Annotated in this window: 11 protein-coding genes and 1 tRNA gene; 5 read left to right on the top strand and 7 right to left on the bottom strand. The window is 33.0% G+C overall.

Annotated elements, in window-relative coordinates; translation table 11 throughout:
- From QXW15_RS07440 to QXW15_RS07820, 3 genes are all read left to right on the top strand, one after another.
- A partial coding sequence (locus tag QXW15_RS07440; protein WP_342790250.1) for a hypothetical protein occupies positions 1-1,076 on the top strand: 1,076 nt, incomplete at its 5' end.
- A gap of 231 nt (positions 1,077-1,307) precedes the next feature.
- Positions 1,308-1,793, top strand: a complete 486-nt coding sequence (locus tag QXW15_RS07435) for a hypothetical protein (RefSeq protein ID WP_054964468.1) — start codon at positions 1,308-1,310, stop codon at positions 1,791-1,793.
- 78 nt (positions 1,794-1,871) lie between these two features.
- A complete protein-coding gene (locus QXW15_RS07820; protein ID WP_394325611.1) occupies positions 1,872-2,123 on the top strand; it encodes a glycosyltransferase in 252 nt (83 codons plus the stop codon).
- Between the two features lie 348 nt (positions 2,124-2,471).
- Here the strand turns inward: QXW15_RS07820 and QXW15_RS07430 are convergent.
- The 6 genes from QXW15_RS07430 to fabG all read right to left on the bottom strand — a co-directional run bounded on the left by QXW15_RS07430 (position 2,472) and on the right by fabG (position 7,074).
- A tRNA-Ser gene (locus QXW15_RS07430) sits at positions 2,472-2,552 on the bottom strand.
- A 27-nt stretch (positions 2,553-2,579) separates the two neighbouring features.
- A complete protein-coding gene (locus QXW15_RS07425; protein WP_048101090.1) occupies positions 2,580-3,164 on the bottom strand; it encodes a 50S ribosomal protein L15e in 585 nt (194 codons plus the stop codon).
- A 181-nt stretch (positions 3,165-3,345) separates the two neighbouring features.
- Positions 3,346-3,672, bottom strand: coding sequence for a Zn-ribbon domain-containing OB-fold protein (locus QXW15_RS07420; protein WP_054964467.1), 327 nt, complete (start codon positions 3,670-3,672; stop codon positions 3,346-3,348).
- 2 nt (positions 3,673-3,674) lie between these two features.
- The gene (locus tag QXW15_RS07415; protein ID WP_048101092.1) at positions 3,675-4,823 is read right to left on the bottom strand and encodes a thiolase family protein; all 1,149 of its coding nucleotides are present in this window, start codon (positions 4,821-4,823) and stop codon (positions 3,675-3,677) included.
- The gene (locus QXW15_RS07410; RefSeq protein WP_287954450.1) at positions 4,820-6,361 is read right to left on the bottom strand and encodes a class I adenylate-forming enzyme family protein; all 1,542 of its coding nucleotides are present in this window, start codon (positions 6,359-6,361) and stop codon (positions 4,820-4,822) included. Before QXW15_RS07410 ends, QXW15_RS07415 begins: the two co-directional genes overlap by 4 nt.
- Positions 6,358-7,074 (bottom strand): 3-oxoacyl-ACP reductase FabG, encoded by a 717-nt coding sequence (gene fabG, locus QXW15_RS07405; protein WP_048101094.1) that lies wholly within the window; start codon positions 7,072-7,074, stop codon positions 6,358-6,360. Before fabG ends, QXW15_RS07410 begins: the two co-directional genes overlap by 4 nt.
- 229 nt (positions 7,075-7,303) lie before the next feature.
- Between fabG and QXW15_RS07400 the strand changes: the two genes are divergently transcribed.
- On the top strand, positions 7,304-7,720 hold the full coding sequence (locus tag QXW15_RS07400; protein ID WP_054964465.1) for a hypothetical protein: 417 nt from the start codon (positions 7,304-7,306) through the stop codon (positions 7,718-7,720).
- Positions 7,721-7,954: 234 nt separating this feature from the next.
- Entirely contained in the window at positions 7,955-8,605 is a 651-nt protein-coding gene (locus QXW15_RS07395; protein WP_342790246.1) for a helix-turn-helix domain-containing protein, read from the top strand.
- Between the two features lie 26 nt (positions 8,606-8,631).
- Here QXW15_RS07395 and QXW15_RS07390 read toward each other — a convergent pair.
- Positions 8,632-9,738: hypothetical protein (locus QXW15_RS07390; RefSeq protein WP_342790244.1), on the bottom strand; the 1,107-nt coding region annotated here is incomplete at its 5' end.

Here is a 9,738-nt window from a genome sequence, read left to right as displayed (position 1 = left end):
TCCATTATATGACATTTAAAAAAACATTATATATCACAGGATCAGAATGGTTTGCAATAGCCCTTGGTACCCTGGCCGTATCAGTGCTTTTAAACAGAATGGCTGATTTTTTCCATTCCGATGCCCTTTATAACACTGGCATATTTTTTCTCTTTTTGGGCATGGTTCTTTTTTTGATTTTATTTGCATTATGGACTGCAAGGACATTTGTATTTCCAAATGTTATTCTGGAGGACTGGAACAATCTTAACAGAATTAGCTTTTCAACCGTTGTTCCATTATCCATGATGATAATGAATGTATCATACATTTCATATTATCCGTCAAAAATTATATCCTTAAGGTATTTATCATATTATAATTATATTTTTGATTTCATTGCTATTTTGCTTCTAAGTTTTTATCTTGGATATAAGATGTATACAAAGAATATAGAAAAGGGGGAATTAACATATGCAGAATTAATACCACCTGTTGCCTTATCTTCCACAGTTTTCTTGGGAAAAAGGATCATTCCACTTGTTGGAATAAATGCAGATCTAGTTTATTTTCTGATCTTGATGGGATTTGGAATAGCACTTTTTCTATTTCTTTTTATAGGAATTATGGCGTTTACCTCACACATAAGGGATATAAAGTCAAGTGAATCCTCACCAGTGCTTGTTTTGCCTGTGGGAGTTTCCAGCATTCTGGTGATAAATATAATTACACTTTCACAGCTTCCAGGTATTTTCAAAATTCCATTAACTGTAGCATTATTCGCCTCAGTTTCATTATGGTCATTTGAACTCTGGAATTTTATTGTGGCCATGCTTGTTAGCATAAAGAAGGTTTTTCATGCAAAGCCTGGTATATCAATATGGGCATACACATTTCCGTTGGCAGTTTTTTCTATATCCTCACTTAAACTGAGTTTCGTTTTTAAGTCTAATAATTATATTTATCCGTATAACATAACTTTTTACACTGGAATAATAGCAATGGTAATACTTATTATTGCATGGATTTACGCTGTTGTCATTACATTAATATTTATTAAACGTTTTAATATACAAAGTCAAAAATCCTCATCTTAAACATTTAAGATAAATTATATTATATTTTTCTAATTTAAAATTATACAATACAAATTTATGAATGATTTTATTCTTTAATTATTGTCTTCTAATTGAAATTTTTGACATTATCCTTATAAATAATTGAACAAATTTGTTAAAGGTTATCATATGCAAATTATTAATTAATATATTATAATCATGAAATATTATAATACACTTTGGCATGAATACGGTTCATGGTGGTAATATATGAAAATAAAAATTGTGCAGCCCAATTCGAAAACATTCAATGGGATAAAAACGTATTCCACAAATTTATTTAAAGACCTCTTAAAAAATGGAATTGCAGCAGAATTAAAACGGCTTCCGAAGGTAGAATTTTCTATACGGGGCAAAAAAATTGGTGGATGGACATCACAGAGACTTCTATCATTTTTGGTTGGAAATGCAGATATTGTTCATTCAACATCTTACATGGAATTAACACCACATACCAATGTTGTCACCATCCACGATCTTTTCTCTATTATAAATAATAAATATAAATCGCAAATGATCAGGGATTTTCATATAAAAACTCTCAAAACTATAGAGAGAAGGAGGATAAATGTAGTTGTTCAGGGTGAGCATATTGCTGAACAGGTAAGAGAGTATATACCAGATGTGCCCATAGATATTATTCCGACAAAGGTATTTGTTAAGCCTGCGACTCAAAATCCTTATCCAGACAATTGAAAACTTCATCTAGTAACAATGGGCGAAATATATGGAAACGGGGAAAACAGGAAACAGATATATGAATTATAAGATTGGATTAAAAATTTAAAAGATGTTGAACTGTATCATATCGGCATTATAACAGATGAAAAATACAAAAATTATTCATATAATATTCACCAACTTGGTACTGTATCTGAGCAGGAAAAATTTAATTATCTTCAGTATGCGAATAAATTCGTTTTTAAAACTCTCTGCGAGGGACAGGGTATACCCACGATGGAGGCCATGAGACTTGGAACACAACCTGTAATAAATGATATTCCTGCGCATAGATATTTCCTTTGAGATAAGCCTTATTATTATCACAATAAAGATGAATTCCTAGAAATGATATACAGACCAAAAAACAGGGATTGGTTGAACAGATATCTCAATATGATAACTGGGTGGAAAAATACAAAAAAGTCTATGATAATGTTATTAATAACCACAATAAAAGATAACAATATTTGCACTGATATAATCACAAAAATTTAATTTAAGGATTTTTAATTAAACTGATTTTATGAAACAGAATTACAATAATAAGCACTTATAATAATAAAAGGCTTTAAATTTTATAATTACCATGCATCTAACATTTTTTATCAAGGTAATTTAATGGTATAATTAATAAAAATAAAAAAATAATAGCGCCATGGGAGAGATTCGAACTCCCGATCCACAAGGGAACCAGCTCTCAAGGCTGGCGCCGTACCACTGGGCCACCATGGCATAACAAATTAAAGGAGATTTTTGTTATTATCTCCTTAACCTTCCATTAGCTCTTATGGAGGGTCTGCTTTTTGAGCTGTTAAGCCTTCCGTGTCCGAGGCCACGGTTTTTATATCCTGCTGATGTTAATCCGCGGTAAACCCTGCCCTTATTCTGTGGTTCTGATATCCATGATATATGCCTATCGTTATATATATTGGGGTTTGTCCTGTCCACAAGTATTACCTCATAGTACTTATAAAGGCCGTCCTCTCCAACATAATATGAGTTTAATACCTCCATGTTGGGGTATTTATCTGCAGCCCTCTCCTCGGCTATAAGCTGGATGCTTTTTTTAAGTGTCATTTTTGTATATGCAAGCCTTCTTGGCCTTCTGCCTCCCATAATTTTGGGTTTATTCTGTCCGCCCCTTCTAACCCTTGATCTGACTATTATATATCCTTCCTTTGCCTTGTATCCTGCAGATCTTGCACGGTCTATCCTTGTTGGGTATTCGAGCCTTTCAACTGAATTTCCCTTTCTCCATGATATCATTCTTTGCTTGTGCATTAAGTATATATCTGATTTTTTAAGCGATTTCCATTCATCTCTAATTAAGCTGTAAGAATTCATCTTGTTCACTTCAAACTAAATAGCTTATTAAAAAATGCTATATATATCTTATTATGCATGTTTTACTGTCATAATAAAGAATGAAAGCATTTAGATGCATAATAATTACTACGGAAAAAGAATAAGTATTGGGAGCTTTAGAGCATCAAAAGGTGTTAATATATTTCATAGAAATCATAATCTAACAGCTCCCATAGGGTCTTCCATCTATAAATTTAATTTTAATTTTTTTCCCAACGTCTGGTTCTCCAGCTGAATCAATGTTCATATAAAGCCTAAAACCTTCTGGAAATGAAACTATTGCCCATATACTGTTGTTAAAAACAGTATAGGAATATATCTCACCAGTGCCGGAAGATTTTTTAATCTCTATTTTGTCTGATCCGCACTGCGGACACCTATTTCTCGGATAATAAAAAGAATAATCACAGTTTTTGCATTTAATGTATGGTAGCATGGAGTTTGCAAAATAATCCTTATAAATACTGTATATTTCCATTTCATTCATTTTTAATCACCCAGAATCATTGAAACGGAATGGTTCCTTGACCATCCACCAATTCCATTAATAAAAACACTGTTTATGTCCCTAACCTGATTTTTAGCCATTCCATTTAACTGTAAAAGACTTTCATATAATAAAACACTACCGCTCATATATGCAGGCTGGCCCCTGTTAATACTGCCTCCACCTGTATTAAGCGGCATATCACCTGAGCTTGATATATCTGTTTTTTCTATAAATTTGCCAAATTCACCTTTTTTTATTATTCCTGTATCCTCAAGCTGGAGTATAACAGTAATGCTAAAGGAATCATAGAGCTCATAGGCATCGCAGTGTTTAATCTCATCCCTGAAATTACGTGAACTTTCTGATGCAGGCGTTATCATAATTTCTTCCAGCTCTGGTGGTAATTTTGTCCAGTGAGCCTCACCATATTTTTTTATTTTAACAGGTCTTAATTTTCCCGGGGATTTGGAAACAATGAATGCATGAAATCCATCAACAGGATATACTATTTCCAAAAGGTGCAGTGGTGATGAGATAACTGGTGATGAAAGAACGTCATCAACAGAAATATCACCGGTAAACATGGAATAGCCCGAATCGTTACCATTTTTTCTCTGCTTTACCATAAGTCTGGCACGGTCCTCATCAGCAGTTCCATAAATTTTTTTATGCCTCTGTGCAACAAGTGCATAATCTGACAGCGGATTTTTATACGAGTAGCCTGATAATAACTGTTTATATGGTGTGTTTGTAACACCGTCATACAGATTTTCATATGAATCCACAGTTTCTCTGGTCTGTCTTACCAGTGAACCCTTGCCACCAAATAGAAGAAGAATATTATCAAGTCCCTCGTATTTTATAAGTTTTTCAGCACGGTACAATCCAGCCAGAACCGATGGTCCGCCATAATCCAGCGAGTCAATATATTTTGGATTTATTCCAAGGTAGCCGCATAACTGGTCCGGAAAGAAATGCAGAAAAATATTACCATCAAAAATACCAGGCAGAAAGGTTGTTATAAATCCCTGTATATCACTGCGCTGAATTCCTGCCATGTTGAGTGCCTTCTCAAGTGCCTCATTCATGAGGTCATAAGCTGTACCATCATATTTTTTATATACTGCCTCTGCAAATCCCTTAATCATTGTGCATCACCCAGTATCTTATGTATATCTGACCTTTTAATTTTTCCAGAGGCATTTACTGGCATGCGGTTAATGAAAACTATATTTTTTGGTATTTTAAATTTGGCAAGTTTTTCCCTGCATATATTATTTATTTCATTTTTAATTTCATCAGATGGGTTTATATTATCCTTTAATTTAACATAGGCAACAGGTACCTCACCCTTATATTCATCCTTTTCCGGAACAACAACGACATCCTCCACAAACTGGCTTGATCTGATGGCATTTTCAATCTCAACCGGCCATACCTTATATCCTGATATATCAATTAAATCCTTCTTTCTGTCTATTATATAAACCCAGTTATTTGAATCAATGTGGCATATATCACCTGTTTTCATTCCATTTCTTGAAAATGTTAATTTTGTATCCTCAGCATTATGGTAATATCCGGAAACCACCTGTGGTCCCCTTGCTATTAATTCACCACCCCTGCTCCTTTTTATTGTTGTGTAATAAACAGGCCTGCCAGAGCTTACTATATCCTTATATATTTTTAATTCCCCATTATATGGGTAATCCCATAATGTCAGTGGTGAGGTGCTCTCTGTTAACCCGTATGCCATATAAATATACTTTCCCGTCATCTTCTTCCATTCTATCTCAGTTTTTACAGGCATGGGCATGCCACCTGCGGACCAAACCCTCATTGATGAAAGTTTATTTTTTATATCGTCAATGCCTGACCATGAATTAAGCATTGACCTGTAGGCGGTGGCAACAAACATTGTTATGGTGGTTTTATTTTTTATTATGTCGTTAAGCGTCTGTTCAGGCGTGAATCTATAATTTAGGACTATTTTTGAATGGCTTATGACAGATAATGATATGCCAAAAATAAGTCCGGTTATGTGGAAGAATGGGGCTATTCCAAGATTTACATCCTTTTTACCAACATCAAACCAGTTTTTATATATGAACGATGCTGAGTATATATTTTTATGCCTTATTTCTGCAGCCTTCTGCTTGCCAGATGTGCCGGATGTAAATACCAGCATGGCGGTATCCTCGGGGTCCGGCCTGTATATATCAAAATAAGGTTTTTTTCTTAAATTTAACTCCTCAATTCCCTGAGATTTTATAAATTTATTTTTCAGGCCTTCAGGGATCTTCCCAAATGTCTCAGGATCAGTATAAATTATTTTTCCGTCTACAATACCATTTAATGCACCAAAAGAATCCCTGAATTCTGAACTAATTATTACAACAGCCGGGTTTAAAAATTTAACCTTCCTTGAAAGTTCTTCATAGGAATCAAGTGGGCTTAGTGGCGTGAATATCATGCCATTCTTCCAGCATGCATACTGTACCATAATAAACTGTGGTATATTTTCTGATATCATGGCTATTATGCTTCCATCATCACCATAAGATGCCAGCTGCGCTGCAATGCCATTTATATATTTATAAAAATCACCATATGTAATTGATGAGTCAAAATATTTAATAAATATGTCATTGTCATAATATTTTATGAAATCCAGCATTGTTTTCATAGTACAAGACCTCCACCAACCTCAATCATTGTTCCACTAATATAACTGCTCCTATCATCCATCAAAAAGGCAACCGCATTTGCGACATCCTCTGGAAGGCCGATTCTTCCCAGCGGTATTTTTTCAATAAATTTATCCCTAATTTTATCCGGAAGCTTGTCTGTCATTGGTGTTTTTATGAATCCGGGTATAACTGCATTGACAGTGATATTGTACCTGCCAAGCTCCCTGGCAAGGGTCTTTGTAAAGCCTATAATCCCGGCCTTGGCAGCAGCATAGTTTGCCTGTCCTATATTTCCCTGCCAGCTTGCCGATGATATATTTACAATTCTCCCCTCCTTATTTGAAATCATTGTTTCAATGAACAGCTTGGTAATATTGTAAACGCTGTATAGATCAGTTTTTATAACACTGTCCCACTGATCATATGTCATGTTTTTAAATAATACGTCCCTATTAATACCTGCATTATTAACTATTCCATAAATGTTTTTTTCAATGGTGCTTAATGCTGACTCACATGATTTATAATCTGAGACATCACACTGTATCCCTGTTACATTGCCATAGATTTTATTTAAATTTTCAGCTGTCTCAATAACATTGGCATCATAATCAACCATTATGACAGAAAATTTATCCATGGCCAGCCTCTCTGCAATTGCAAAACCTATGCCCCTGTTGGACCCTGTTACAATAATTCTTTTTTGCACCTACACACCTCTTTTATAATCTATTATTGGGTATATTATTTTTATATGTTGATACATAATTAAATCATTATGCACTATATTAATATTAATGCAGGTATTTACATGTCAATACATGGTATAAATAAAAATTTATTATTTAAAAAATTCATGGAAGGTGAATCCACGCCTAAAACAATTTTTGTTTTAATAAAATAAGAATAGATTTATATTTTAGAAGCCATATTGTATCATGTCTCCTAATTTAAAAAATTTTGAAAAGGCCGTAAAAGATAGCTATGGGAATCTTGAGTTAGATTTACCAAGGGGGAGCATCAAAATTTTGGATCCATCAATAATCACAATACTGGTTAAAAATTCGTCAATTCAGAGAACTGTTGAATACAGTTCCAATGATAAGATTTACATCGCAACATTTTCAAGCTATTCAATGGTTAATTCAAATGGAATGATAGAGTATTATACCGATCCACCAAAAAATGAGAATATTAAGGAAATAACATTTATTGTTGTTGGCTTTCATTCTGAATGGGATACAGAGGTTAAATTTTCAGAGGAATATATGGCTGTTATGCCTGACCGTGAATTAAAGCACCTAATAAATTTCCAGAGGGCCATTTTGAAAACCGGGATTATAAACAAACAATAAAACAATAAAATTGCATAAAAACATTTATGATTCTAATATAATATGATATTTTTAACGAATTTTTTTTCATATAATATTAATAGTTATCGAAAATCTTTTATAAAAAATCAATTTAATTAATATTATGTAATTCTTACCATAATTTATTTTTTTATGATGTATCATTTTATTACATTTTAGAGTTTATAAACATTTAAATATAAATTAGATATATAAATATATATGCACAATAATATGAATGATACATCTTTTTTTAGCCTGAAAATACGCCATGAGAATTGCTGGACAAATTACGTTCCAGAAAATTACAGGGATGTTCTCTTAGGGTATACATATAATGAAAATTCATTAAGGGCAATACGTTTTTCTAAATTTTATAATAAAAGTGATATACGTGAAATTAAGATTTCCATTAAAAAGGATAAATCGGTAAAAAATGTAAATATATATAACATTGATTCATCCTCTTCCATTTTATACATGGATGTTTCCTATGAAAATGCATTTATAGACAAATTAATAAAAAAAGCTATATATCCTTTAAAATCCAGTGTTTATAATAATACTGAAAATTATATATTTATGACAGAAAAATACAGGATAAATGACATTCTAAAAATAGCAGGAAATGATGTTTATATAAAAAATATAAGGGAGCTAAAGGCAGAGGAGGTTGTTCCAGAAATAAGCAGTTACATACTGGATATATTCCTTACGGATAAAGAAAAATTTGTATTAAAGGAGGCAATTGACAGTAAATTTTTTAACATACCAAGGGGCGCATCAAATAAAGAGCTTGCCCAGAGATTAAACATAAGCAAGATGGCCATAAATGTGGAAATAAGAAGGGCAGTGAATAAAATAGTTAATAAAATTATACTTTAAATAAAAATTTTAATAATAAATAATATTTACTTTGTTTCCTCAATAGAGAAGGATGTTTCATTTCCCTCCATGTATGTTTTGATAACTTTATCTGTATAAAGTGACAGTTTCGTTTGCCCATCGCCATCATAAATTAAACCTATAAGTGATGGTTTTTTCATTGCAAGATTAAAGAATGAACTCCAGAACTCACTTTCATATACCGGAACACCCGAATCATTCCTTGGAATCACATCCCCCACATTGTATATAAAAAGTGCTGGATCCTTTTCGCTTGAGCTTTTTGTTGTTATTTCGGCCCATAACTTCTCTGCAAGCAGAGTTGCATCATCGCCATCCCTTACAATAAGCCTGCCAGCATAATCCGCACTTAATGAAATTTTAACAACCTTGTATGCCTCGTCATCCGAAACTATATTTTTAAAAGGGTCAAACATGGCTGTCTGCAATATGAAAATTTTTCTGTTAGATTTTAGAATTTCCCCCATTAATTTTCTGGCAACCTCTAATTTTCCATCACCATTTTTACCGTACATTAAAATTTTATAATCGCTCGAGGCAATTTCCTTTAACTGGGCCATTCTGGAATCAAAGTTTATATCTGTTTCCGTCCCTCCAAAATTTTTTGATTCCAGATATTTATGGGCGATCTCACTGGCCTCGGGTCCACGGCCCTTGTTATCCAATCTCAGCTCTATCCTCTGGCTGTAATCCATAATCATCATTTTGGTTATCTCAGCCCTGTAAGTATATATAGTCCTTTTTTTTGTATTCATCATTTCTTTTATTGAAAACTTAACTTCCGGGTCAAAGATTTTATATGTCGGTTTTTTTATATTCTTCCATGTAAAATCAATGTCTATATATTCCCTGAATTTTTTCAATATATTCTGGTTCTGGGTCCTGCTATCAGCAAATTCGTGTATGATTTTCTGATTTTTTCTTACATGTTTTTCCTTTTCTATCAAAATAATTCTTACCCTGAATTTGTCCTCCTTAATTGAATATTCAAAATCCTCTGATTTTTTATTATATTCATAAAACCAGATTAAAATTCCCTGATTTTTATCAAGGCTTGAAAGAAATGCTTTTAAGCCCTTTAATTCTATTCCGGTTTCATCATGGTCTGAATA

The organism is Acidiplasma sp., from assembly GCF_038728925.1.
Lineage (GTDB): Archaea > Thermoplasmatota > Thermoplasmata > Thermoplasmatales > Thermoplasmataceae > Acidiplasma > Acidiplasma aeolicum.
Note: the sequence above shows the minus strand (reverse complement) of the source record. Positions and strands in the feature narration are given on the sequence as shown.

What these genes read in the sequence shown, in the direction of transcription:
- QXW15_RS07435 (WP_054964468.1), top strand. Translation starts at nt 1,308, where the DNA reads ATGAAAATAAAAATTGTGCAGCCCAATTCGAAAACATTCAATGGGATA.
- QXW15_RS07425 (WP_048101090.1), bottom strand. Translation starts at nt 3,164, where the DNA reads ATGAATTCTTACAGCTTAATTAGAGATGAATGGAAATCGCTTAAAAAA.
- QXW15_RS07420 (WP_054964467.1), bottom strand. Translation starts at nt 3,672, where the DNA reads ATGAATGAAATGGAAATATACAGTATTTATAAGGATTATTTTGCAAAC.
- QXW15_RS07415 (WP_048101092.1), bottom strand. Translation starts at nt 4,823, where the DNA reads ATGATTAAGGGATTTGCAGAGGCAGTATATAAAAAATATGATGGTACA.
- QXW15_RS07410 (WP_287954450.1), bottom strand. Translation starts at nt 6,361, where the DNA reads ATGAAAACAATGCTGGATTTCATAAAATATTATGACAATGACATATTT.
- QXW15_RS07400 (WP_054964465.1), top strand. Translation starts at nt 7,304, where the DNA reads ATGTCTCCTAATTTAAAAAATTTTGAAAAGGCCGTAAAAGATAGCTAT.
- QXW15_RS07395 (WP_342790246.1), top strand. Translation starts at nt 7,955, where the DNA reads ATGAATGATACATCTTTTTTTAGCCTGAAAATACGCCATGAGAATTGC.